Here is a 24,057-nt window from a genome sequence, read left to right on the forward strand (position 1 = left end):
GTTCAGACGGCGAAGGTGGTGACGACCGCGGCGTGGTCCGAGGGCCAGTCGTTGCCGGCGACCTCGGGCCAGGGGCGCGGCGTGCCGGTGACGAGCGCCCGGGAGTCGAGCACCGTCAGTCCCCGGTGCAGCACGAAGTCGATCCGGTCCTGCGGCTCGGGCCGCCCGCTGCCGTCCTCGTGCTCCACGTGGACCGGCGACCAGGTGTGACCGGGCTCCCGCACGGGGTCGGGGTGGGCCTCGCGGTAGGAGTCGCGCAGGCCTGCCTCCTCGGCGGCCCTGGTCACGGGCCACGCGACGTCCGGCCAGTCCAGGTGCGAGGGCGCGTTGAAGTCACCGACCAGGACCACGGGGACCGACTCGGTCGCGGACTCGGCGATCCGCCGCAGGATCTCCCGCATCTGCTCCAGCCGGACGCCCTCGTGGGCGATCAGCTCGGCCGCCGGGAGCCCGTCGAAGCGGGCCTCGTAGGGGCCGTACGGCGTGTAGTCGAGGTGGGCGCTCCAGACGTCCACCTCCTGGCCGCCGTCCAGCCGGACGCGCACTCCGGTGCCGCCGTAGAAGCCGACGTCCGGGTCGCCGTGGCGGGCGGTCATCGGGTAGCGGCTGATGACGCCGAGGTTCTCGCCGGCCCGGTGGTGGTGCCAGCCGAGGGCCTCGGCGAGTTCCTGTGCCGAGGTGCCGTACGTCTCCTGGAGGCCGACCACGTCCGCGCCCGTCTCGGCGATGACCTTGAGCTGCTTCTCGCGGTGGTCGTCGACCTTCGTCCCGCCGTACCAGAGGTTCCAGCTCATCACCCGCAGCTCGCGGGGCGCGACCATGGCGCGCAGCCGGGCCGGGGTCACCTCCTCCAGGCTGGTCAGGACGGTGCGTCCGGGTACGGAGTCGATCGGCGCGAGCGAGGGCACGGCGAGCACGGCACAGCCCGCGGCCTCGGCGGACGCCACACCCGTCTCGGTGTCCTCCACGGCCACACACGCGGCGGGATCGACGCCGAGGGCGTGGCAGGCAGCCAGGTAGGGGTCGGGGGCGGGCTTGGTGCGTTCGGTGTCGTCGGCCGTGACGGAGACCGCGAAGTGTTCGGCGCCGAGGGCCGCGAGGACGGTGTCGGCGACCGCGCGCGGCGACGCGGTCACGAGGGCGGTGGGGACACCCTCGCGGACCAGTTCGCCAAGGAGCCGCAGGGCACCCGGGCGGGGCACGATGCCGGTGCGGACCCGGTGCGCGAACTCCCGGTGCAGCTCGGCGGCGATCTCCCCCACCTCGGCGCCCGTGACCCCGCCCAGCCAGGCGGCGGTGTACTCGACGGGCCGGCCGAGCACCTCCGGCTGGTCGGCCCCGGTCAGCCGGCGCCCGAGCCCCTCGGCCACCTGCTCCACCGCCTCCCACCACAGCCGCTCGGTGTCCACGAGCGTGCCGTCCATGTCGAACAGGACGGCCTGGAGGGGGAGTCGGCGGGAGGTGGTGCGGAGGGTCACGGTGCTCTCTTTCAGTCGGCGTAACTCAGTGGGGGGATGCGTCGGTTACTGCGTGCGCTCGGCGACCAGCACCGGCCGCTCCGGCAGGCTCACCGTCACGGCGGCGCCCGAGCCGAGCCCGGCGGCCTCGTGGGTGGGCAGGTCGGCCTTGACCTCGGTGGCGTCCGGGAGCCGGACGGTGACGCGGGTGGCGGCGCCGAGGAAGGCGGTGGCGACGACGCGGGCGGTCCCGGCCTCGTCGGCCCGTACCCGCACCGCCTCGGGCCGTACGAGCACGTCGATCTCGGTCGCGGCGGGCGCGTCCCCGTCGACCGGCAGCCGCTGTCCGAGCACCTCGGCCACGCCGGAGTCCAGCCGCCCCGGAATCCGGCTCATCGTGCCGACGAACTCGGCGACGAAGGCGGTCGCGGGCCGCCCGTACAGCTCGGCGGGCGCGGCGCACTGTTCGAGCCGCCCGGCCCGCATCACGGCGACGCGGTCCGCCATGGACAGCGCCTCTTCCTGATCGTGCGTCACGAACAGCGTGGTGATGCCGAGTTCCTGCTGAAGCCGGCGGATCTCCTCGCGCAGGGTGAGCCGCACCTTGGCATCCAGGGCGGAGAGAGGCTCGTCGAGCAGCAGCACGCGCGGACGCAGGGCGAGCGCGCGGGCCAGCGCGATGCGCTGCTGCTGGCCGCCGGAGAGCTGGTGCGGGAATCGCTCGCCCTTGTCGGCGAGGCCCACGAGGTCGAGCAACTCGGCCGCGCGGGAACGCCGTTCGGCGGTACGCACCTTGCGCATCCGCAGCCCGAAGGCCACGTTGTCGAGGGCGCTGAGGTGCGGGAAGAGGCTGTAGGACTGGAAGACCATCCCCGCGTCACGGCGGTGGGCCGGGACCCGGGTGACGTCCTCGCCGTCGACCAGTACCTCGCCGGAGTCGGGGTGTTCGAACCCGGCAAGCATGCGCAGCGCGGTGGTCTTGCCGCAGCCGGAGGGGCCGAGCAGGGCGAGGAGTTCGCCGGGACGGACGGTCAGGTCGAGGCCGTCGAGGGCGACGGTCGGGCCGAACTCCCGTCGCAGGCCTCGGAATTCAACGGTGGCGGCCTTGGCGTCGGCGGCCTTCTCAAGCGTGGTGACGGTCATGGTTCATCCCCGGGAGGCGGAAGCGGAACGGGAGCGCCCGCCGAGCCCGGCGAGCGAGAGGAGCAGGGCCCACGTGACGAGCAGGCTGAGCACGGAGACGGCGACGGAGAGCTGGGCCTGCGAGCCGCCGACGCTGTAGATCCACACGGCGAAGGGCTGGAAGCCGAGCAGCTGGGCGACGGTGAACTCGCCGAGCACCAGGGCCAGCGTGAGGAAGGAGGCGTTGAGCAGCGCCCCGCGCAGATTGGGCAGCACGACCCGTACCAGCGCCTGCGGCCAGTTCGCCCCGCAGCTGCGCGCGGCCTCGACGAGGGTGCGTACGTCGACGGCGCGCAGCCCGGCGTCCAGGGCCCGGTACACGAACGGCAGCGCCATCACGACGTACGCGAGGACCAGCACGAACGGGAAGTCGGGGTTCTGGAGGGCCACGAACGTCTCGAACAGCGGGGTGCGGGAGAGGTGCTCGGGTCCCCACTTGAGGACCGTGGCGATCCCGGCGACGAAGGCGATCGGCGGGACGACCAGCGGCAGCGAGCAGATCACCTCCACCACCGGGCGCAGCCTGGGCGCGCCGAGCCGCAGCGCGACCATCGCGGGCACCATCAGCAGCAGGACCACGGCGATGGTGGCGGCGGCCAGTTCCAGCGAGAGCAGCAGGCTGGAGCCGAAGCCGTCGGCGGAGACGATCTGGCGGTACGCGTCGAAGGTGATCCCCTGGTTCGGCACGTCGACCGTGAAGATCACGGACGCGGCGAGCGGGACCAGGAAGTAGAGCCCGGCGCAGACGAGGACGACTCCGCGCCAGGGACGTACGCGTACGGACTTGTTCGCCCCGCGGGCGGGCTTGGGGACCCGAGCGGGATTGTTCAGGCTTCCAGCCATCGCGCGCTCCGTCGTTGCAGGGGCAGGTACACGGCCATGACCAGGCCCGCGATGAGGACCATGTCGAGGCTGAGGGCGAGCGCCACGTTCTCCTGGCCGACCAGGACGTTGCCGGAGATGGCGTCGGCGATCTGCAGGGTGACCAGCGGGACCGCACTGCCCACCATGGCCGCCGCGGTGGCGTACGCGGCGAAGGCGCTGCCGAAGAGCAGCACGAGGCCGCCGAGCAGGGAGGGCGTGAGGACGGGGAGGGCGATGTGCCGCCAGTACTGGACTGCGGTGGCGCCGTTGTTCTGTGCGGCCTCGCGCCACTGGGAGCGCAGGCCGTCCAGGGCGGGCGTGATGGTGAGGACCATCAGCGGGATCAGGAAGTACAGGTAGACGATGACCAGGCCCCAGAAGCTGTAGAGGTTCCAGCCCTTGTCCTTCAGGCCCAGGTGCTCGGTCAGGACACCCGCGTTGCCGAGGGTGGCGACGAACGCGAAGGCCAGCGGGACGCCGCCGAAGTTGGCGAGGACGCCGGACGCGGTGAGGACCGCCTCGCGCAGGGCGCGGAAGCGGGAGGTCACCACGGCCTGGGCGAGCGGCAGTCCGAGGAGGGTCGCGATGCCCGCGGAGACCGCGGACAGCTTGACACTGCCGATCAGGGCGGTGAGGTAGGCGCCCTGGAGCGAGTCGGTCAGGTTGGCCGTGGTGTACGAGGTGGCGCCGGTCGTCTGGTCCTTGACGGTGAAGGCGCCGTTCAGCATGGCCAGGGCGGGGATGCCGAAGGCGATCGTGACGAAGACGAGCAGCGGGCGCACGGCGAGCCAGCCGGGGGCGCGGCGCCGCCGCCGCTGGGGAGCGGCGGCGGCGGGCGTCACGTCGGCCTCGGCCTCGGTGAGGACGGTGGTCATCCGGAGACGGCCTTGCCCCAGCCCTGCGCGAGGACCGTCTTGGCCTTGGCCTGCTGGGCCTCGGTCGGGAAGCTCGGCGTGCCGGAGACCGCGGGGAGCTTGGCGGCGGCGGTCTTGTCGAGGGTGCCGGCGGTCTGCAGGGCGGTCATCAGGGCCGGGCGGGCATAGCCCTTGAGCCACAGGTTCTGGCCCTCGGCGCTGTAGAGGTACTCCTGCCACAGGCGGGCGGCCGCCGGGTGCGGGGCGGCCTTGTTGATGGCCTGGGAGTAGTACTGGGAGAACTTTCCGTCCGAGGGGACCGTGACCGTCCAGTCCACGCCCTTCGACTTGAACTCGTCGGCGTAACCGGCGTTCAGGTAGTCCCAGTCGATGCTGATCGGGGTCTCGCCCTTCTCGACGGTGGCCGGGGTCGACTCGACGGGCGTGTAGTTGCCGTTCTTCTTCAGCTTGGCGAAGAAGTCCAGGCCGGGCTGGATGTCGTCGAACGAACCGCCGGCCGCGAGCGAGGCCGCGTACACGCCGCCGAAGGCCGAACCGGACTTGGTCGGGTTGCCGTTGAGGGCGACCTGGCCCTTGTACTCCGGCTTGAGCAGGTCCTTGAAGGTCTTCGGGCACTCCTTGACCTTCTTGGCGTCGCAGCCGATGGAGATGTAGCCGCCGTAGTCGTTGAACCAGCGGCCCTGCGCGTCCTTCTGCCCCTCGGGGATATCGGCGAACGCGGTCACCTTGTACGGCGCGAGCAGCCCCTGCTGGGCCGCGCTGAGCGCGAACGAGCTGCCCAGGTCGACGACGTCCGGGGCGCGGTCCTGCCCCTTCCTCGACGTCACGGCGTTGATCTCGTCCTGGCTGGAGCCGTCCGGGTTCTCCACCTCGATCTTGATGCCGTACTTCTTCTTGAAGCCGTCGATCAGGGCGCCGTAGTTGGCCCAGTCACGGGGCAGCGCGATCGCGTGCAGCGTGCCCTCCTTCTTGGCGGCCTTGACCAGGGCGTCGAGGCCGCCGAAGTCCGCGGCGGAGGTCGCGGTGGCCGCGCTCTTGCCGTCAGCGGTGGTCGACTTGTCGTCAGGGGCCGCGCCACAGGCGCTGAGGGCGAGGGCGGCGGCGACGGCGAGGCCGCCGGTGAGGACGGCGGTCCTCGGCAGGAACACGGTCACGGTCTCTCCAGGAGTACGCACGAGGGTGTGAGTAGTGCGGCGAACTTGTCTGAACAAGTTGGCCTCAGTAGGCCCGTCGCTGGTGTCCTGTTCGTAAACACTGGCGAAACGCTGGACCCTGATTCCCTGCACAATCCCGGGGCGCGCAGATCACCGTCCGATCTCGATTAGGCTGGTCACGCTGTGCACAGCAGTCGAATCAGAGGGGAAGCATGCCGGCGCGACACGAGGAGATCGCCGACGAGCTGCGGCGCGCCATCGACCGCGAGGAGTACACGGTGGGCAGTCTGCTGCCCGCGGAGACGGACCTCGCGGCCCAGTACGGCGTGGCACGCGGCACGGTCCGCCAGGCCGTCGCGGCCCTGACCGCCGAGGGCCTCATCGGCTCCCGCCAGGGCGCCCGCCGGGTGGTCCTCGCCAGCCGCCGCAGCCAGAGCTTCGCCGAACTGCGCAGCTTCGCCCAGTGGGCCCGCGCGATGGGCCGGGAGGCGACGGGACACGTCGTCGAGCAGGAGCACCGACCGGCGACCACGGAGGACGCCGTACGCCTCCAACTCCCCGAGCAGACACCGGTGTTGCACGTCCTGCGGGTCCGCGGACTGGACGGCGAGCCGGTCCTCCTGGAGCGGACCGTGTACGCGGACTGGATCTCCCCCGCCGTCGAGGCCATCGAGCCCGACTGCCCCTCGGTCACCCAGCGGCTCTACGAGGACACCGGCCTGGTCTTCGCCTACGGCGAGCACGTCATCGACGCGGTGGCGGCGGGCGCCCAGGACGCCGACCTCCTCGGCGTCCGCCGCACCAGTCCCCTCCTGAGGGTCCGCCGCGTCACCACCACCCGCGAAGGCCGCCCGGTGGAATGGTCCGACGACCGCTACCGCTCGGACGCGGTGAGCTTCAGCGTCCACAACTCCATCGGCAACAACGCGCTGGCGAGGAAAACGGCTGAGTAGGGGTTCCCCTTCACGGGGCGCCGGGTACAGCGCCCCGAAGGGGGCGCGGGGAACTGCGCGCCCAGCCACAACGAACCCGCACCCGAACAACGCACCCCAGCGGAGCGCCTACGTGGGCGACCCCGACGAAAACCGCCGAAGCAACGGAGACAACACCAGCACCGACTTCGTACGCTCCACGAACGGCTCCCCGGCGATCCGTTCCAACACCCGCTCGAAGTGCCGCATGTCGGAAGCGAAGACCTGCACCACCGCATCCGCCTCCCCCGTGACGGTGGACGCGGCCACCACCTCCTGGTACCGCTCCAGCCCCCGCTGAATGGTCTCCGGCGAGGTGTTCCGGCGGCAGTAGATCTCGACGAACCCCTCCGTCTCCCACCCCAGCGCCGCCGGATCCACCCGCACGGTGAACCCGGTGATGGCACCCGTGGCCCGCAGCCGGTCCACCCGGCGCTTCACGGCGGGCGCGGACAGGCCGACCAGTTGCCCGATGTCGGCGTAGGAGCGGCGGGCGTCCTCGGCGAGGGCGTGCACGATGCGTTCGTCGAGATCGTTCAGCACTGCGGGTGTTTCACTTTTCTGATGGCGCGAGACGGGAGCGGCGGTAGCCGTAACTGAAGTAGAACACGAGCCCGGCGGCCATCCAGACTCCGAAGACCACCCAGGTGACGGCCGAGAGGCTGCCCATCATCCACACGCACAGGGCGAAGCCGATCGCGGGCAGCACCGGCGACAACGGCACCCGGAAGGTGCGCCGCATCTCCGGGCGCGTCCGGCGCAGCACCACGACGGCCACATTGACCAGCGCGAAGGCGAAGAGGGTGCCGATGCTGGTGGCGTCGGCGAGCTGGCCGAGCGGGATCGCGGCGGCGAGGACACCGCAGAACAGCGAGACGATCACGGTGTTGGCGCGGGGCGCGCCGGTCTTCGGGTGGACGCGCGAGAACACCTTGGGCACGAGCCCGTCGCGGGACATCGCGAACAGGATGCGGGTCTGGCCGTAGAGCACGGTCAGGACGACGCTGGCGATGGCGATGACGGCACCGGCGGCGAGCAGCGTGCCCCAGAAGGTCTGCCCGGTGACGTTCTTCATGATCTCGGCGAGCGCGGCCTCCGAGTCGTTGAACTTCCGCCAGGGCTTGGCGCCGACGGCGACGGCCGCGACGACGACGTACAGCGCCGTCACGATGACCAGCGAGAGCATGATCGCGCGCGGCAGGTCACGCTGCGGGTTCTTGGCCTCCTCACCCGCGGTGGAGGCGGCGTCGAAGCCGATGTACGAGAAGAACAGCGTGGCACCGGCGGCGCTGACGCCCGCCATGCCGAGCGGCATGAAGTGCTCGTAGTTGCCGGACTTGAAGCCCTGGATGCCGATCGCACAGAACAGCAGCAGCGCGACGATCTTCACGGCCACCATGATCGTGTTGGCGCGTGCGGACTCCTTGGCGCCTCCGAGCAGGAAGGCCATGGCGAGCATCACGACGATCAGGGCGGGCAGGTTGAAGATGCCGCCGTCGCCGGGGGGTGCGGAGAGCGCGTTCGGGATGGTGACGCCGATCGTGCCGTCGAGCAGTTCGTTGAGGTACTCGCCCCAGCCGACCGCGACGGCGGCCACCGACACGCCGTACTCCAGGACCAGACACCAGCCGCAGATCCAGGCGATCAGCTCACCCATCGTTGCGTACGCATACGAGTACGAGGAGCCGGCGACCGGGATGGTGCCGGCCAGCTCGGCGTACGAGAGGGCCGAGAAGAGCGCCGTGAGGCCGGCGATCACGAAGGAGAGGGTGACCGCGGGTCCGGCCTTGGGGACGGCCTCGCCGAGGACCACGAAGATGCCGGTGCCGAGGGTGGCGCCGATGCTGATCATGGTGAGCTGCCACAGCCCGAGGGAGCGCCTGAGCGAGCCTCCCTCGCCCTGGCCGCCCTCGGCCACCAGGCGTTCCACGGGCTTGCGGCGCATGAGGCGCGCGCCGACACCCGGGGACGGTGCGGCGGACTCTGTGCGGGACTGCGGGGGTGCGCCTTGATCGAGCACGCGGTGGCTCCTTCATCGCTGCCGGTCGATACGGCGGGAACCGGCGGCACCCCTGGCAGCGGGGACCCACCGAGCGGAGTCCCCGCCACGCCGTGTACAGCGCTTGACCCTATGAGCCCGGGCTTCACGGGCGTAATGCGGCAACCTTGCGCATCTCCGCAAGATCGTTGCGTTCATCGCACCTCGGCGCGTGTTCGTTGCGCGGGGCCTTTCGATGGTTGCGCACGCCCTCGCACGGCGATCCGCGGCAGGTACGCCGACGGCCCCCGTGGGCGCACCACGGGGGCCGTACGACGGTGGAAGGGGTCAGCCCCAGCTGGCGTGCAGGGGCTTGCCCTCCGCGTAGCCGGCAGCGCTCTGGATGCCGACGATCGCGTTCTCGGCGAACTCCTCCAGGGAGCCCGCGCCCGCGTACGTGCAGGAGGAACGGACGCCCGCGATGATCGAGTCGATCAGGTCCTCGACGCCCGGGCGGCCCGGGTCGAGGAACATCCGCGAGGTGGAGATGCCCTCCTCGAAGAGGGCCTTGCGGGCGCGGTCGTACGCCGACTCCTCGCTCGTGCGGTTGCGGACCGCGCGCGCGGACGCCATGCCGAACGACTCCTTGTACAGGCGCCCGTCGGCGTCCTGCTGGAGGTCGCCCGGGGACTCGTACGTCCCCGCGAACCAGGAACCGACCATCACGTTGGACGCGCCCGCGGCCAGCGCCATGGCCACGTCGCGCGGGTGGCGGACGCCGCCGTCGGCCCACACGTGCTTGCCGTACTTCTTCGCCTCGGCGGCGCACTCGAGGACGGCCGAGAACTGCGGTCGGCCGACGCCGGTCATCATGCGGGTGGTGCACATGGCGCCAGGGCCGACGCCGACCTTGATGATGTCAGCGCCCGCGTCGATGAGGTCCTTGACGCCCTCGGCGGCGACGATGTTGCCCGCGACGATCGGGACCTGCGGGTCGAGCGCGCGCACGGTCCTGATCGCGCTGATCATCGACTCCTGGTGGCCGTGCGCGGTGTCGATGACGAGCGTGTCGACGCCCGCGTCGAGGAGCTGCTTGGCCTTGCCCGCGACATCGCCGTTGATGCCCACGGCGGCCGCGATGCGCAGCTTGCCGTCGGCGTCGGTGGCCGGGGTGTAGAGCGTGGCGCGCAGGGCGCCCTTGCGGGTGAGGATGCCGGCGAGCTTGCCCTCGGCGTCCACGGCCGGGGCGTAGCGGCGGTTGGCGCCGTCCAGCTTGTTGAACGCCTCGCGCGGCTCGATGCCGGCGTCGAGGAGCAGCAGGTCCCGGGACATGACCTCGGCCAGCTGTGTGAACCGGTCCACGCCGGTGAGGTCGGCGTCGGTGACCACGCCGATCGGACGGCCGTCCTCGTCGACGACGACGCCCGCGTTGTGGGCGCGCTTGGGCAGCAGCGCCAGCGCGTCGGCGACGGTCTGGTGGGGGGCCAGGACGATGGGGGTGTCGAGCACCAGGTGGCGTCCCTTGACCCAGGAGACGACCTCGGTGACGACCTCGATCGGAATGTCCTGCGGGATGACCACGAGACCACCACGGCGGGCGACGGTCTCGGCCATCCGGCGGCCCGCGATCGCGGTCATGTTGGCGACGACCAGGGGGATCGTGGTGCCCGTGCCGTCCGGGGCACTGAGGTCCACGCCCTGCCGGGAGCCCACCGCGGAGCGGCTGGGGACCATGAAGACGTCGTCGTACGTCAGGTCGTACGGAGGCTGGATGTCGTTGAGGAAACGCACGTGCTGCACATCCCAGTCGATCAGAGGTGGCCCCCGGACAGGTCAGCCAGGGGGAAGAGCACGTACTTCATTGTCCCATGGAGACCTGTATGCGATGCCCGGACAGATCATCCAGGCTGGTCAGGGGGCAGTTGGTCGGATCCTCCAAGGGAGAGGACGACCGACAGCGTGGCGTCGTGCTCCTGGTAATGCCCGGTGGCCGATTCCAGCACCTCCTGGGCGATCTCCCACTCGTCGGGGCGGGCCTTGGCGTAGTACCGCCAGCCGCTCACCAGGATGACGCGGCCCGGGCTGGCGGGCCCCCAGTCGGGGTCGCCCAGGCAGTCCGCGAGGGCGTCCCAGTTCCGGCCGAACCATTCGGGCAGGTCCAGGGCGCGGACGCAGCGTTCCATGAAGGCCGCCTTGTCCGAGACTCCGGTGAGGTCGAGGACGCTGACCTGCCATCCGACCGCGCGCGCCGCGCGGAACACCTCCGCCAACGGGCCGTCCGTCATCTCAGCACCGCCCTGAACGACTTGTAGTGATCATCGGTGTAGTAGATCTCACCGCCCTGCCCGGTGACAATGCGACGGGCTCCCCGATCCTGTGCGCCGGGGGTTTTGACCGTGTACTCGTGGTAGTAGCCACGCTGGTGCTTGGGCAGCATGCCCTCGAAGTTCCCGAAGACGATGCCGTCCCTGGCGTACGGGAAGGGGCCGCCCTTGTCGATGAGGGCGAGCGTCGTGCGGGCCTCGGCGGGAAGCCTGGCCGCGTCGACCGTCCCCATCCCGTGGGCCCAGGACGGAACCGTCGAACGGGCCGCCGACGGGGCTCCCGTCACCGCGCCCGTACCGGCCGACTCCGTCGACGAGCAGCCCGTCAGGAGCACGCCGAAACACAGAAACAGGCCCACGAGCGCCCGGGGCACCCACCGCACCACCACCATGACGCCGATGCTGCCACGCCCCCCCTCCACGCGGCGCGCCGATACCCCCAAGCGCCTCCTATCGGGTCACGGACCGTCCGGGTCCGCCCGGTTCAGGGCGGGGCGGGGAGTCGTGCCCGCCGTCATGAGGTAGTCCGCTGCGGACGTGTCCGTCACCAGGCTGGTGACGAGCCCGGACCGCAGCACCGCGTCGATGGCGGCGGCCTTGCGCTGTCCGCCCGCGATCGCCACGACCTCGGGGATGCGCCGCAGCCGGTCGGCCTCGACGGTGATGCACCGCTCGCCCAGGTCACGGCCGACCCGCCGCCCCTCGGCGTCGAAGAGGTGCGCGGACATCTCGGCGGCGACACCGAGAGTGGCGTAGTGGGCGCGCTCCTCCTCGGTGAGCATGTCGTGCACCGTCGAGATGCCGGGCTCCCAGGAGCCGATCGACACGCAGGCGACCGTGACCTTGTCGAAGTACTCGAAGGCACGAGCGATCCCGGTCTGGCTGCGCAGCGCGACCGCGGTGGCCGCGTCGGGCAGCAGCATCGGCGCGTAGATGGGGTGGGCGTCGCCGCCCGACACCTGCGCGGCGCGGCGTACCGCCTCCACCGACCCGCGCTCCGCGGTCCCGGCGTCGTACACGCCCGTCAGCTGCACCACCGTGCACGGCGGGAGCCGGTCGAGCGCCGCCGCCATGTGGATGGTGGAGCGGCCCCAGGCCAGGCCCAGCACATCGCCCTCGTTGACCAGCTCACCGAGCAGGTCGGCGGCGACTTCACCGAGGTTCTCGGGGTCGGGCGACTCCTCGGCGTCCGCCGGGGACTCGACCACGACGGCGTGCCGCAGGCCGTAGCGGGCGCGCAGCGCGTCGGAGCGCTCCGCGTCCAGCTCGGCGGGCACCCGGATCTCGATCCGCACGAGATCCCGTTCGAGCGCGGTCTCCAGGACCCGGGCCACCTTGAAGCGGCTGACGCCGAACTCCTCGGCGATCTGGATCTTGGATTTGCCCTCGAGGTAGAAGCGGCGGGCCATGGCCGCCGCCTGCACCAGCTCAGCGGGTCCCATCCGCATGGCTGACCGGCCCGCCGACATACCCGACACGGCGCTCTCCTCACTGCTGTTCACACTCTGGATTCGCCGTTCATCCTTGCAGATCCGGCGTACTTGATCAGCCCTGATGGGCGGCGTTCACGTTCCCTTTGGTCAGTGGTCGCACGCCCACGCCGCCTGGGCCGTCGCGGCCTGAGCCTGGGTGCGCAATGCATGTACCGCCTGGGCCGGATCCGCGGCCCCGTACACGGCCGAACCGGCGACGAAGACGTCCGCGCCCGCCTCCGCGCACTGCTCGATGGTGGACGCCGACACACCGCCGTCGACCTGAAGCCAGAGCTCGAGGCCGTGCTTGCTGATCAACTCTCGGGTGCGGCGGATCTTCGGCAGCATGATGTCCAGGAACGCCTGGCCGCCGAAACCGGGCTCGACCGTCATGATCAGCAGCATGTCGAGCTCGGGAAGCAGGTCCTCGTACGGCTCGATGGGGGTCGCGGGCTTGAGCGCCATGGAGGCGCGGGCGCCCTTGGCCCGGATCTCGCGGGCGAGCCGCACCGGCGCGGCGGCGGCCTCGACATGGAAGGTGACGGAACCGGCACCCGCTTCGACGTACTGGGGTGCCCACCGATCGGGGTCCGCGATCATCAGATGGCAGTCCAGCGGCGTGTCCGTCGCACGGGCCAGGGACTCCACGACCGGCACACCGAGCGTGAGGTTCGGGACGAAATGGTTGTCCATGACGTCGACATGGAGCCAGTCCGCGCCCTCCACCGCCTGTGCCTCCTGGGCAAGACGAGCGAAGTCCGCGGACAGAATGCTGGGGTTGATCTGCACGGCCATGCCCCAAGCCTGCCATGCCCCGGGCCGGTTACTCTCCTCGGTCCGGCTCCTGGACCGTACCTGAGACATACCGGCGCGCTACCTGTGTCATACACGCGCCGTGCCCGAGCCGCACCGGGGCGACAACGCGACCGCCACGCGGGTGTCGCGCCCCGCACGGTCGGGGCGCCGCCGGTGCTTCAGCCGCGGGCGAAGGCCAGCAGGTCGGCGTCGAAGACGTCCTTGAACGGGGCGACCATCGACAGGCCGTGCGGGGCACCCGGGTACACCTTCAGCGTGGCGTCCTTGACGATTTTCGAGGACTTCTCCGCGGCCGCGACGATGGGCACGATCTGGTCGTCGTCGCCGTGCGCGATCAGGGTGGGGACGTCGAACCGCTTCAGGTCCTCGGTGAGGTCGGTCTCGGAGAACGCCTTGACGCAGTCGTACGAGCCCTTGATCCCCACTTGCAGGGACCACAGCCAGAACGCGTCCCGCGTGCCCTGGGACACCTGCGAACCGGGCCGGTTGGCACCGTAGAAGGGCGCGCTGAGGTCCTTGTAGAACTGCGAGCGGTCGGTCGCGACGCCCTGGCGGATCTCGTCGAAGACCTCCAGCGGCAGCCCCTCGGGGTTGGCTTCCGTCTTGAGCATCAGCGGCGGGATCGCGCCGAGGAGGACGGCCTTGGCGACCCGTCCCGTGCCGTGGCGGCCGATGTAGCGCGTCACCTCGCCGCCACCGGTGGAGTGGCCGACCAGGATCACCTCGCGCAGATCGAGGGCCTCGATCAACTCCGCGAGGTCGTCCGCGTACGTGTCCAGGTCGTTTCCGTCCCACGGTTGACCCGAGCGTCCGTGGCCGCGGCGGTCGTGCGCGATCGCACGGAAGCCGTTTTCGGCCATCATGCGGACCTGGGGGTCCCAGGCATCGGCGTTCAGCGGCCAGCCATGGCTGAACACGACCGGCTGCCCCGTACCCCAGTCCTTGTAATAGATTTCCGTGTCATCCTTCGTGGAAATGAAAGGCATGGCATATTTCTTTCGATCGAGTTACGTGCGGGATCCCTGATCGGCTGAAATGCATGACGGGAATTTCACGCTACCCGACACGCCGCTTGTCCGCGCGGTACGCCTCCAGCAGGCGGAGCCACACCTCACTCGCGGTGGGGTAGCTGGGCACGACATGCCACAGCACGGGAAGCGGCACGCGCGCGACGATGGCCGTCGTGGCGGAGTGGACGAGTTCCGCGACGCCCGAACCGACGAACGTCGCGCCCACCACCGTGTCGGTACCCCGGTCGACGACCAGTTTGGCGCGCCCGAGGTAGTCCTCGCGCCGCACATAGGTGCCGGCCAGCGCGGCCATGTCGTACTCGACCGTCGCCACGTCGAGTCCTGCCGCGCGCGCCTCCCGCTCGGTCATGCCGGCCGATCCGACCTCCGGGTCGGTGAAGGTCACCTGCGGGTTGCCCCGATGTCCGTCGGCGGAGCCCGGCACTCCGCTCCCCGCTCCGTCCAACCGCCCTTGCGTGGCACGGGCGGCGATCACCTCACCGGCGATCCGCGCCTGGTACTTGCCCATGTGGGTCAGCAGCGCGCGTCCGCAGACATCACCGACCGCGTACAGCCAGTGCCCGTCCACCGCCCGTACGGCCTGCTCGTCGTCGACCTCCAGAAAGCCGCCGTCGGGGCATCCCACCGACGACAGGCCGATGTCCTGGGTGTTCGGCGTACGGCCGGTGGCGAGCACCAGTTCGTCGGCGACGAGCCTGCTCCCGTCGTCCAGCAGGACGGTGACCTCGCCGCCGTGCGGCAGCCCGACTCCCGTGTCGCGGGGATCGTCGCGCCGCACCTCGGTGATCGACCTGCCGGGAAGCAGCCGCACCCCCGCGGCCGTCAAGCGGTCACCCACCATGTTCCCGGCGAAGGGCTCCGCCCGGGCCAGCAGGCCGGGGCGCCGGTACACGACGCTCAACTCCTCGACGCCCAGCGGCTTCAGCCAGGTCGCCGCCTCGCACGCGACCACTCCACCGCCCAGCACCACGACCCGGCGTGGCACCTCGTGCAGATTGGTGACGTCGCGAGACGTCCAGGGGCGTGCCTCACTCATGCCGGGGGTCGTCGGCACGGTGGTGCAGGAACCCGTGTCGATCACCACCGCGTGCCGTGCGGTCAGCACCCGGGTGCCGTCGGCCGCCGTCTCCACCGCCACCGCGCGCTCCCCGGCGAGCCGCCCGTACCCGCGCACGACATCGATGCCGGCGCCGAGCGCCCAGCCGATCTGCGAGGAGTCGTCGAGGCCGTTCACGACGGTGTCCCGGCGGGCCAGTACCGCCCGCACGTCCAGCTCGCGCCCGGTCAACAGCGAGGACACACCCGGCACATGCCGTCCGCCGTCCAGCACCTCGGCCGGGCGCAACAGGGCCTTGCTGGGCATGCAGGCCCAGTACGAGCACTCGCCGCCCAGCAACTCCGCTTCGACCAGCACCGCGTCCAGACCGGAGAACTGTGTGGCGTACTGGGCCGCGTTCTCCCCGGCCGCGGCGCCGCCCAGGACGATGACGTCCCACTCGGAACGATCGGGATCCACACGCGCTGCCATCATTCACGCCCTCAAATACGAGAATGGTGAACTCGGAGGATCAGGCGATGGTTCTCATATTGCGCTCGGACGGGGGTCAGCACGCCTCGTCCTACTCCGCTCCTGCCTTTTCTCCGAATACGAGAAAGGGTACGCCTTCGGGCTGTTGTCGGCGCTGGGAGAGGTCACGCCGTCCGTCGAATCAGCGCCAGATACATGGCGTCCGTACCGTGCAGATGCGGCCACAGCTGTACGTCGGGGCCGTCGCCCAGCGCCGGTACGCCGGGCAGGAGCGGGCGGGCGTCGAGGAGTTCGGCGGAGCCCGTGTCGTAGTGCTTGAGGACGTCGTCCACGACCGCGCGGGTCTCGGCGAGGTGCGGCGAGCAGGTCGCGTACCCGACGACGCCACCGACCCGTACGGAGTCCAGCGCCGTCCGCAACAGCCCGCGCTGGAGGGGCGCGAAGCCGTCCAGGTCCTCGGGACGGCGCCGCCAGCGGGCCTCGGGGCGGCGGCGCAGGGCGCCAAGACCGGTGCAGGGCACGTCCATGAGCACCCGGTCGAAGGTGCCGGGCAGCCACGGCGGACGGGTGCCGTCGGCGGCGATGACCTGGTAGGGGCCGGGATTGCCCGCGAGCGCCTTCGCCACCAGACCCGCCCGGTGCGGCTGCTTCTCCGCGGCGAGCAGCGCGGCGCCGCGCTCGGCGGCCAGTCCGGCGAGCATGGCGGCCTTGCCGCCGGGGCCCGCGCAGCCGTCCAGCCACGTCTTGTCGGGACCGTCGAGCGGCGCGTTCGCGAGAGCGAGCGCCACCAGCTGGCTGCCCTCGTCCTGGACGCCCGCACGCCCTTCCCGTACGGCGTCGATGGCACCGGGCTCGCCGCCCTCGCTGAGCCGCACGGCGTACGGCGACCAGCGTCCCGGCAGCGCGGACTCCTCCCCGAGTACGCCGAGGAGTTCGTCGGCGGTGGAACGCCCGGGCCGTGCCACGAGCGTCACCTCGGGCCGCTCGTTGTCGGCCTCCAGCAGGTCCTCGATCCCGGCACGGCCGCCGCCCAGCGCGTCCCACAGCGCCGAGACGATCCAGCGCGGGTGCGAGTGCACGACGGCGAGGTGGTCCTCGGGGTCCTCGTCGTAGGGCGGCGCGACCTGCTCCAGCCAGGCGTCGAGGTCCTGCCGGGCGACCTTGCGCAGCACGGCGTTGACGAACTTGGCGCGCCCGTCGCCGAGTACGACGCGGGCGAGTTCGACGGAGGCGGACACGGCGGCGTGCGTCGGGATGCGCGTCCCGAGCAGTTGGTGCACGCCGAGGCTGAGCACATCGAGCACGGGCGGATCGACTTCTCGCAGCGGCCGGTCCACACAGGCCGCGATGACGGCGTCGTACGTCCCCTGCCGGCGCAGCGTCCCGTACACCAGCTCGGTGGCCAGCGCCGCGTCCCGCGCGTCGAACTTCTCCGGTCCCTCCTTCTCGCGCGCCTTCCGCAGCAGCGGCGGCAGCACGAGGTTCGCGTACGCGTCGCGCTCGTCCACGGCCCGCAGCGCCTCGAAGGCGAGCATGCGGACCGGGTCCTTCTGGGGGCGGCGGTAGGGCTTGCCGGGCTTGCGCTGCCCGCGGGACTGCTCAGTCACGAAAAAGGTGCTCCGGATCCTGGATGGTTCGACCCCTCCAGCGTACTTCCGGACGGACGTCGTCGGCCGGACGGCCCACGTCTCCTGGTCGCCGGGCCCGCCCCTCGGTATGACCGCCTGGGCCCGGCTGTCCAGGCCGGGCTTGGTCATGGTGCGGTCGAGGTGGGTCTTGACGGTGGCCTCGCTGATGCCGAAGCGGTGGGCGATCTCCAGGTTGGACAGGCCCCGGGGGGTCGGCTTCAGCACCTCGACCTCGCGTCGCGCGAGGTCAGCACGTCCAGGTCAGGCGGCGCGGCGTCCCGCGCGGGCCCGTGCTGCCGGGCGAAGGCCTCGATCGGGCGACGGGTGATGCTGGGCGCGAACAGGGCGTCGCCGCCGTCGACCGCGCGCCGGGCCCGCTCGGTCTGCTCCTTGCGCCGTGTGCGGGCGAGTTCGGCGGAGCGCCGGGCCAGGGTGCCGAACCGGACCAGCACCGAGCAGTACAGCGGCGCCTGCCCCAGAAGGCACATCGCCGCAGCCTGGCTCCGGTTCTCGGACGGTGCGTCAACTTCATGTGTCACCACGGGAGTTGTCCAAGCTCAGCGGGAGTTCCACCCGCCGCGGGACGCCCCGGCCGTGACACCGCTCCCACCGTCAGGCACAGCGGCACCGCCGATCGAGCGGAGCCACACGGCCCGTGGGCTGTCCGGGGTTCCCGGCCGGGGACCCCGCCCAGGACCTGAAGGAGCCCGCATGACCCGGGGACCACCGTGCAGCCTTCGAACACCGGGGTGTCGTCCGCGGGCATCGAGGCACAGTGCCTGCTCGACCTGGCGGGCCTCAGCCCCGGCACCACCGACGGGGTCTTCGGCACCAAGTCCCAGGCGGCGGCCGCGGACTTCCAGCGGCCGGCCAACCAGTACTACGGGATCACCCTCACGGTGGACGTACGATCGCGCGTCAGGCCCCGAGCCGCTCCCCGGAGGCGATGCGCACCCCACGGGCCCAGTCGGCCGCGCGCATCGGCTTCTTGCCCTGGGCCTGGACCCAGAGCAGTTCCACGGCGTACGAGCCGGTCCCGACGTACACGTTGTTCTTGCCCACGGACAGCTCGCCCGGGGCGAGGTCGGTGCGCTCGGGCACGGGTGTGGCGTGGATGAGCTTGAGCCGCTCGCCGCGGAAGGCGGTCCAGGCGCCGGGCGCGGGCGTGCACCCGCGCACCATCCGGTCGACGCGCAGCGCCGGTGCCGACCAGTCGACGTGGGCGTTCTCGACGGTGATCTTCGGCGCCAGGGTGATGCCGTCGGCAGGCTGCGGTACGGCCTTCAGGGTGCCGTCCTCGATGCCGTCCATGGTCGCGACGAGCAGGCCGGCACCGGCGAAGGCGAGCCGGGTGAGCAGGTCCCCGCTGGTGTCGGTGCGCCGGATCTCCTCGGTGACGGTCCCGTACACCGGCCCCGAGTCGAGCCCCTCCTCGATGAGGAAGGTGGAGGCACCGGTGATCTCGTCCCCCGCCATGACCGCGTGCTGCACGGGGGCGGCGCCGCGCCAGGCGGGCAGCAGGGAGAAGTGCAGATTGACCCATCCGTGGGCCGGCACGTCCAGGGCGACCCGGGGCAGCAGCGCCCCGTACGCCACCACGGGGCAGGCGTCGGGCCCGATCTCCCTCAGCCGGGCCAGAAAGTCCTCGTCCCGCGGCTTGACCGGCTTCAGCACCTCGATGCCGGCCTCCTCCGCCCGCTCGGCGACCGGACTCGCGACAAGCCGCCGTCCCCGGCCGGCGGGCGCGTCGGGCCGCGTGACCACGGCGGCGACCTCGTGCCGCCCGGAGGAGATCAAGGCGTCGAGTGCGGGAACGGCGACCTCGGGGGTACCTGCGAAGACGAGCTTCATGGGTGGCGGCTGGCCTCTCGGGCGGGAACGCTTCAGGGCCCTGCACACCCGACGGTCCGGACGGGGTACGGGGCAGCGCACCAGTCTATGCGGCGCGACGGCTCGGCGGCCCTGGGGTTCGACGGGCGGCGCGTCGAACATACGAACAAGCGCCGAAGGCCGAGGCGAGACAGCCGAAGGCCGAGGCGAGACAACGGCGCACCGGGGGCGTACGCCCCCGGACGCGCCCTGTGCATATGCCCTTACGCCCCCGCAGCGTGACCACTCACCCGCAAACGCGTTGGTCAAGAGAGAGTTGACCACAACGGGCCGCGATCGCGGCCCGATCCTTTTCAACGCCGGTTCGAGAGGCTTGTTCATGGCCGACCATGCAACCCACGACGCCCAGGCTCGGGCCAGCCTGCACTTGCTGGTGCGGGACATCGAGCGGGTCCGCCGGCAGGTGGACGCACTGCGCACACTCACCGCACAACTGGGCAACGTCTACCGCCCGCGCCGCTCCGGCCCCTCCGCGGGCTTCGTCGTCTACGGACGCGCCCCCGCCCCGACCGTCCGCCTCGCCCAGGAGCTGCGGGACAGCGTCGAGACCCTGGTCACGGCCGCCGTGGACTTCGACCGCTCCCTGGGCTTCTCCTGGGACGCGGTGGGCTCCGCCCTCGGGGTCACCAAGCAGGCGGTGCACCGCCGTTACGGCGCCCGCCGCGCCGCCGCGCAGGCCGCCGCCGAGGCCGAGCGCTCCACGGAGACCTCGGGCACCCGCACGGTCGCCGTCAACACGGGCATCCCCACGGTGCCGACGGTCCCCGCCGCCCGCTCCATGCCGACCCAGCCGACCGCGGGCAGCCCCACCCTCCGCGACGAGGTCAGGTCCACGGCGTTCCCGGGCCCCCGCAACGGCTGACCCCACCTCTCGCCTGCCTCCCGGCACCGTCGAAGCCGGGAGGCGGCCCAGGTCGGGGCAGCCCGGACGGGCGGACCGACGCTCGTCACCCGATGTCCGGCGGATCGATCCGAATCCGTACGGGCTCGCTTCCGCCCCGCGCCATCCGCGCCGCCTGGGCGGCCTTCAGCGCGGCCGCCAGCGCCGCCCCGCTCCCCGGCGGCACCCGAACGAGCGCCCGCTCCCACTGCTCCCCCGGCGGCGGCGCCCCCACCCGCCGCGGTCCCCCGGCCTGTGTGACGGGCAGCGGCACCGGCCCCAGCACCTCCGCATCGCCCGGAAGCTCGACCACGGCCAGGAACCCGGCGAGCGCCTCCGCCGTCCCCGACACCGCCGCCATCCGGGACACCGGCGGGAACCCGAGCTCGGCCCGCTCGGCGAGCTCCCGCACCGCGTGCCCGACGGGATCCCACCGTACGAGTGCCTGCACGGGCCGCAGGGTCGGCTCCGCGACGACCACGACCGTGCCCCCCGCCCCCTGCCCGCGGACCAGCGCCGCCGCACCGATCCACCGTCGCAGCGCGTCCTCGCCGGCCCGCAGATCGGGCCGCGACAGCATCGTCCAGCCGTCGAGCAGCAACGCGGCCGCGTACCCGCCCTCGGCGACGGGCTCGGCCCCCGGCGTGCTCACGACGAGCGCGGGCGCACCCGGGACCGTGTCGAGCACCTGCTCGCGTCCCGACGTCCGCACGGGCACGGCCGGAAACGCCCGCCCCAGCTCCTCCGCGGTCCGCCGCGCGCCCACGACCTGGGCCCGCAGCCGGAACCCACCGCACTCGGGACAGTGCCAGGCCGCCTCGTCCCGCCCGCACCAGGTGCACAGCAGTGCCCCGGCGTCCCGCGCCTCCAGCGGTCCCGCGCAGTGCCGGCAGCGAGCCGGAGCCCGGCACTGCGCACAGGCCATCCGTGGTACGTACCCACGCCGCGGGACCTGCACCAGTACGGGCCCGTGCCGCAGGCCGTCCCTCACCACCTGCCAGGCGAGGGTCGGCAGCCGGGCGGCCCGCGCCGCCTCGTCCCGCGCGAGGTCCCCGTCCCCCACGGTCCGCACGAGCGGCGCGCTCGCCCGCACCTGCTCCCGCTCGGCGACCAGCGGCAGCGCCCACCCGCTCTCGACCAGCTGTGCCGCCTCCACCGTGCAGCCCCAACTCCCCAGCAGGAAGGCGCACTTGTCATGGGCGGCCCGCAGCAGCAGCACTTCCCGGGCATGCGGCTGCGGCGCGTGCTGCTCGCTGTGGCTGTCGTCGCCGTCGTCCCAGATGACGACGAGTCCCAGATCCCGTACGGGCGCGAACATGGCGGCCCGGGTCCCCACGACGGCCCGTACGGACCCACGCCGCACGGCCAGCCACTCGCGGTAGCGCTTCTCGGGGCCGGCCTCGGCCGTGAGCACCGCGTGCTGCCCCTCTCCCAGCACGGCGGACAGCGCGGCGTCCACCCGTGTGACGGCCCGGCCGTCCGGCACGACGACGAGCGCGCCCCGCCCCGAGGCGAGCGTCGCGCCCACGGCTCTGGCGATCTCCTCGGCCCAGCCGGGCCCGGGCAACGCGTTCCACACGGCCCGCGGTGCCCCACCCGCGGCGAGCGACTCGAGGAGGGCGGCCCCCCGCCCGTATCGCGTCCAGGAGCCGGTCTCGGGTATGCCGGGCGGAGGAAGCGGCGCGGGGGAGGGCTTCTGCTCGGCCCGCGCGTTGCGCGGCGGGACCGCGAGCTGCAGCACGTCGGCGAGGCTCCCCGCGTACCGGTCGGCGACGGCGCGCGCGAGTCCCAGCAGCTCGGGCCCGAGCACGGGCTCGGGCGACACGACCTGGGCGAGCGCGGCGAGCGGCCCGGAGTAGTCGGATTCGGCGAGCCGCTCGACGAGGAACCCGTCGATCAGCCCTCCGCCCTCGCGGCGGCCCTCCCGCACCCGGTGCCGCCCGGCCCCGAACCGTACCCGGACCCGCACGCCCGGCTGTGCCTCGGCGTCCAGCTCCGCGGGCACGGCGTAGTCGAAATACCGGTCGAGGTGCAGCACACCCTTGTCGACGAGGACCCGTGCGACAGGCAGCTCCTCGGCGAGCTTCGCCCCCCGCCACGTGCGCGGCTTCGCCTTGGGCGCCCTGGCCTGCCGCACCCCTTCCCGAATCAACGCAAGCTGCTCGGGCGGCGCACCCTCCGCGCCGCCCTCACCCCACCCGTTCGCGCTGCTCACAGCAACATTCCTACCAGACCCCACTGACACCGCCGCGCGCCCGAGATCAGGCCGGCCACGGATCACGAACGCCCCGAGGGCGCTTCTGCCATGGACCACTCGGCCAGACCGGTCCAAGGACCGGCAGCAGGATTCGAACCTGCGAGGGGATCACACCCCGGAAGTACCCGTGACCATCGCACCGGACGCCACGACGTCAGTTCTCCCGAGTTCCAAGCGGCAGCGGACCATGATCCAGAATCACCGCGCGCCCTGGGCGCACTCCACCGAAGTAACCGCGGCCATCGCACCGGGAGACCCCGACCCTAGGAACCCCGACCCCACCCGCACCACCGATTTACCCGCATGCCGCGCCCGGCCCCTCGCTGACCGCCGGGAAACGGTGAGGCCCGGCGCCCCCGAAGGGGTACCGGGCCTCACCGTGCAGACGTTGCTTACAGGCCGACGGCCTTGCGCAGGGCCTCCACGCGGTCCGTGCGCTCCCACGTGAAGTCGGGCAGCGCGCGGCCGAAGTGGCCGTAGGCGGCCGTCTGGGAGTAGATCGGGCGCAGCAGGTCGAGGTCGCGGATGATGGCCGCCGGGCGGAGGTCGAAGACCTCGGCGATGGCGGTCTCGATCTTCTCGGCGTCGACCTTGGCGGTGCCGAAGGTCTCGACGAAGAGGCCGACCGGCTCGGCCTTGCCGATGGCGTAGGCGACCTGGACCTCGCAGCGGGAGGCGAGGCCCGCGGCGACGACGTTCTTGGCGACCCAGCGCATGGCGTAGGCGGCGGAGCGGTCGACCTTGGACGGGTCCTTGCCGGAGAAGGCGCCGCCGCCGTGGCGGGCCATGCCGCCGTACGTGTCGATGATGATCTTGCGGCCGGTGAGGCCCGCGTCGCCCATCGGGCCGCCGATCTCGAAGCGGCCGGTCGGGTTCACCAGGAGGCGGTAGCCCTCGGTCTCCAGCTTGATGCCGTCGTCGAGGAGGGCCTTGAGCTCGGGCTCGACCACGAACTCGCGAATGTCGGGGGCGAGGAGGGAGTCGAGATCGATGTCCGACGCGTGCTGCGAGGAGACGACGACCGTGTCCAGGCGGACCGCCTTGTCGCCGTCGTACTCGATGGTGACCTGGGTCTTGCCGTCGGGACGGAGGTAGGGGATCGTCCCGTTCTTGCGGACCTCGGAGAGGCGGCGCGACAGGCGGTGCGCGAGGTGGATCGGGAGCGGCATCAGCTCCGGCGTCTCGTCCGTCGCGTACCCGAACATCAGACCCTGGTCGCCCGCGCCCTGCTTGTCGAGCTCGTCCTCGTCGCCCTCGACCCGGTTCTCGTACGCCGTGTCGACACCCTGCGCGATGTCGGGCGACTGCGAGCCGATCGACACCGAGACACCACAGGAAGCTCCGTCGAAGCCCTTCTTCGACGAGTCGTAACCGATCTCCAGGATCTTGTCGCGGACCAGCTGGGCGATCGGCGCGTACGCCTTGGTCGTGACCTCGCCGGCCACGTGCACCAGGCCGGTCGTGATCAGCGTCTCCACGGCGACCCGGGACGTCGGGTCCTCGCGCAGAAGCGCATCGAGAATGGTGTCGCTGATCTGGTCAGCGATCTTGTCGGGGTGACCCTCGGTCACGGACTCCGAGGTGAACAGGCGACGGGACACAACGCTCCCTGTGGTTGCAGCGGCTGCTGGCTGATCATTGGTGGACGGGACGAGAGCTGCGCTCGGCGTCGTCCGAGAACAGTTTATCGGTCACACTCGCCCACAGGCCCCCCTGTCTCGCTTCTCGGAAGCGCTGTGACCTGCGGCAC

The 24,057-nt window shown here is 71.8% G+C and carries 21 protein-coding genes; 2 read left to right on the forward strand and 19 right to left on the reverse strand.

Features of this window, described 5'->3' with window-relative positions; translation table 11 throughout:
• Positions 1-2: 2 nt before the first annotated feature.
• The 5 genes from ACZ7M2_RS34930 to ACZ7M2_RS34950 are packed head-to-tail and all read right to left on the reverse strand — an operon-like array spanning position 3 to position 5,532.
• Complete coding sequence (locus ACZ7M2_RS34930) at positions 3-1,478, reverse strand: HAD-IA family hydrolase (RefSeq protein ID WP_471598720.1); 1,476 nt, start codon at positions 1,476-1,478, stop codon at positions 3-5.
• Positions 1,479-1,523: 45 nt separating this feature from the next.
• The gene (locus tag ACZ7M2_RS34935) at positions 1,524-2,600 is read right to left on the reverse strand and encodes an ABC transporter ATP-binding protein (protein WP_075027524.1); all 1,077 of its coding nucleotides are present in this window, start codon (positions 2,598-2,600) and stop codon (positions 1,524-1,526) included.
• Between the two features lie 3 nt (positions 2,601-2,603).
• Positions 2,604-3,482, reverse strand: coding sequence for an ABC transporter permease (locus ACZ7M2_RS34940; protein WP_471598721.1), 879 nt, complete (start codon positions 3,480-3,482; stop codon positions 2,604-2,606).
• Positions 3,467-4,378 carry an ABC transporter permease gene (locus tag ACZ7M2_RS34945; protein WP_471598722.1) on the reverse strand — a complete coding sequence of 304 codons (912 nt, stop codon included), beginning with the start codon at positions 4,376-4,378 and terminating at the stop codon, positions 3,467-3,469. Before ACZ7M2_RS34945 ends, ACZ7M2_RS34940 begins: the two co-directional genes overlap by 16 nt.
• On the reverse strand, positions 4,375-5,532 hold the full coding sequence (locus ACZ7M2_RS34950) for an ABC transporter substrate-binding protein (RefSeq protein ID WP_471598723.1): 1,158 nt from the start codon (positions 5,530-5,532) through the stop codon (positions 4,375-4,377). The genes ACZ7M2_RS34945 and ACZ7M2_RS34950 overlap by 4 nt, the downstream gene beginning before the upstream one ends.
• Before the next feature lie 212 nt (positions 5,533-5,744).
• Here ACZ7M2_RS34950 and ACZ7M2_RS34955 point away from each other — a divergent pair, with 212 nt between their 5' ends.
• On the forward strand, positions 5,745-6,485 hold the full coding sequence (locus ACZ7M2_RS34955; RefSeq protein ID WP_352049258.1) for a GntR family transcriptional regulator: 741 nt from the start codon (positions 5,745-5,747) through the stop codon (positions 6,483-6,485).
• A 108-nt stretch (positions 6,486-6,593) separates the two neighbouring features.
• Here the strand turns inward: ACZ7M2_RS34955 and ACZ7M2_RS34960 are convergent, their stop codons facing one another.
• The 12 genes from ACZ7M2_RS34960 to fmt all read right to left on the reverse strand — a co-directional run bounded on the left by ACZ7M2_RS34960 (position 6,594) and on the right by fmt (position 19,131).
• The gene (locus tag ACZ7M2_RS34960; RefSeq protein ID WP_015661832.1) at positions 6,594-7,046 is read right to left on the reverse strand and encodes an Lrp/AsnC family transcriptional regulator; all 453 of its coding nucleotides are present in this window, start codon (positions 7,044-7,046) and stop codon (positions 6,594-6,596) included.
• A gap of 10 nt (positions 7,047-7,056) precedes the next feature.
• Positions 7,057-8,523, reverse strand: coding sequence for an amino acid permease (locus ACZ7M2_RS34965; RefSeq protein WP_471598724.1), 1,467 nt, complete (start codon positions 8,521-8,523; stop codon positions 7,057-7,059).
• A 306-nt stretch (positions 8,524-8,829) separates the two neighbouring features.
• Positions 8,830-10,272 carry a GuaB1 family IMP dehydrogenase-related protein gene (locus tag ACZ7M2_RS34970; protein WP_471598825.1) on the reverse strand — a complete coding sequence of 481 codons (1,443 nt, stop codon included), beginning with the start codon at positions 10,270-10,272 and terminating at the stop codon, positions 8,830-8,832.
• A 107-nt stretch (positions 10,273-10,379) separates the two neighbouring features.
• Positions 10,380-10,766 (reverse strand): barstar family protein, encoded by a 387-nt coding sequence (locus ACZ7M2_RS34975; RefSeq protein ID WP_470051142.1) that lies wholly within the window; start codon positions 10,764-10,766, stop codon positions 10,380-10,382.
• A complete protein-coding gene (locus tag ACZ7M2_RS34980) occupies positions 10,763-11,194 on the reverse strand; it encodes a guanyl-specific ribonuclease (protein WP_471598826.1) in 432 nt (143 codons plus the stop codon). Before ACZ7M2_RS34980 ends, ACZ7M2_RS34975 begins: the two co-directional genes overlap by 4 nt.
• A gap of 69 nt (positions 11,195-11,263) precedes the next feature.
• Positions 11,264-12,307 carry a sugar-binding transcriptional regulator gene (locus ACZ7M2_RS34985; RefSeq protein ID WP_471598725.1) on the reverse strand — a complete coding sequence of 348 codons (1,044 nt, stop codon included), beginning with the start codon at positions 12,305-12,307 and terminating at the stop codon, positions 11,264-11,266.
• Positions 12,308-12,385: 78 nt separating this feature from the next.
• Entirely contained in the window at positions 12,386-13,072 is a 687-nt protein-coding gene (gene rpe, locus ACZ7M2_RS34990; RefSeq protein ID WP_471598726.1) for a ribulose-phosphate 3-epimerase, read from the reverse strand.
• A gap of 179 nt (positions 13,073-13,251) precedes the next feature.
• Positions 13,252-14,079, reverse strand: coding sequence for an alpha/beta fold hydrolase (locus tag ACZ7M2_RS34995; protein WP_471598727.1), 828 nt, complete (start codon positions 14,077-14,079; stop codon positions 13,252-13,254).
• A 70-nt stretch (positions 14,080-14,149) separates the two neighbouring features.
• On the reverse strand, positions 14,150-15,655 hold the full coding sequence (locus ACZ7M2_RS35000; RefSeq protein WP_471598728.1) for a dihydrolipoyl dehydrogenase family protein: 1,506 nt from the start codon (positions 15,653-15,655) through the stop codon (positions 14,150-14,152).
• Between the two features lie 161 nt (positions 15,656-15,816).
• Complete coding sequence (locus tag ACZ7M2_RS35005; RefSeq protein WP_471598729.1) at positions 15,817-17,505, reverse strand: transcription antitermination factor NusB; 1,689 nt, start codon at positions 17,503-17,505, stop codon at positions 15,817-15,819.
• Positions 17,499-17,768, reverse strand: coding sequence for a hypothetical protein (locus ACZ7M2_RS35010; protein WP_471598730.1), 270 nt, complete (start codon positions 17,766-17,768; stop codon positions 17,499-17,501). The genes ACZ7M2_RS35005 and ACZ7M2_RS35010 overlap by 7 nt, the downstream gene beginning before the upstream one ends.
• A gap of 430 nt (positions 17,769-18,198) precedes the next feature.
• Positions 18,199-19,131 carry a methionyl-tRNA formyltransferase gene (gene fmt, locus ACZ7M2_RS35015; protein ID WP_352049277.1) on the reverse strand — a complete coding sequence of 311 codons (933 nt, stop codon included), beginning with the start codon at positions 19,129-19,131 and terminating at the stop codon, positions 18,199-18,201.
• Between the two features lie 358 nt (positions 19,132-19,489).
• Here fmt and ACZ7M2_RS35020 point away from each other — a divergent pair, with 358 nt between their 5' ends.
• Positions 19,490-20,032 carry a hypothetical protein gene (locus ACZ7M2_RS35020; protein ID WP_352049278.1) on the forward strand — a complete coding sequence of 181 codons (543 nt, stop codon included), beginning with the start codon at positions 19,490-19,492 and terminating at the stop codon, positions 20,030-20,032.
• Between the two features lie 85 nt (positions 20,033-20,117).
• Here the strand turns inward: ACZ7M2_RS35020 and ACZ7M2_RS35025 are convergent, their stop codons facing one another.
• Positions 20,118-22,265 (reverse strand): primosomal protein N', encoded by a 2,148-nt coding sequence (locus tag ACZ7M2_RS35025; protein ID WP_471598731.1) that lies wholly within the window; start codon positions 22,263-22,265, stop codon positions 20,118-20,120.
• A 434-nt stretch (positions 22,266-22,699) separates the two neighbouring features.
• On the reverse strand, positions 22,700-23,908 hold the full coding sequence (gene metK, locus ACZ7M2_RS35030; protein WP_471598732.1) for a methionine adenosyltransferase: 1,209 nt from the start codon (positions 23,906-23,908) through the stop codon (positions 22,700-22,702).
• Between the last annotated feature and the right edge of the window lie 149 nt (positions 23,909-24,057).

This window comes from Streptomyces sp. NPDC111507, assembly GCF_055638955.1.

Bases quoted from the DNA above. Each gene is read 5' to 3' on its own strand.
- rpe (WP_471598726.1), bottom strand. From the start codon at position 13,072: ATGGCCGTGCAGATCAACCCCAGCATTCTGTCCGCGGACTTCGCTCGT.
- ACZ7M2_RS34940 (WP_471598721.1), bottom strand. From the start codon at position 3,482: ATGGCTGGAAGCCTGAACAATCCCGCTCGGGTCCCCAAGCCCGCCCGC.
- fmt (WP_352049277.1), bottom strand. From the start codon at position 19,131: ATGAAGCTCGTCTTCGCAGGTACCCCCGAGGTCGCCGTTCCCGCACTC.
- ACZ7M2_RS35010 (WP_471598730.1), bottom strand. From the start codon at position 17,768: ATGTGCCTTCTGGGGCAGGCGCCGCTGTACTGCTCGGTGCTGGTCCGG.
- ACZ7M2_RS34995 (WP_471598727.1), bottom strand. From the start codon at position 14,079: ATGCCTTTCATTTCCACGAAGGATGACACGGAAATCTATTACAAGGAC.
- ACZ7M2_RS35000 (WP_471598728.1), bottom strand. From the start codon at position 15,655: ATGATGGCAGCGCGTGTGGATCCCGATCGTTCCGAGTGGGACGTCATC.
- ACZ7M2_RS34935 (WP_075027524.1), bottom strand. From the start codon at position 2,600: ATGACCGTCACCACGCTTGAGAAGGCCGCCGACGCCAAGGCCGCCACC.
- ACZ7M2_RS34975 (WP_470051142.1), bottom strand. From the start codon at position 10,766: ATGACGGACGGCCCGTTGGCGGAGGTGTTCCGCGCGGCGCGCGCGGTC.
- ACZ7M2_RS34955 (WP_352049258.1), top strand. From the start codon at position 5,745: ATGCCGGCGCGACACGAGGAGATCGCCGACGAGCTGCGGCGCGCCATC.
- ACZ7M2_RS34945 (WP_471598722.1), bottom strand. From the start codon at position 4,378: ATGACCACCGTCCTCACCGAGGCCGAGGCCGACGTGACGCCCGCCGCC.
- ACZ7M2_RS35020 (WP_352049278.1), top strand. From the start codon at position 19,490: ATGGCCGACCATGCAACCCACGACGCCCAGGCTCGGGCCAGCCTGCAC.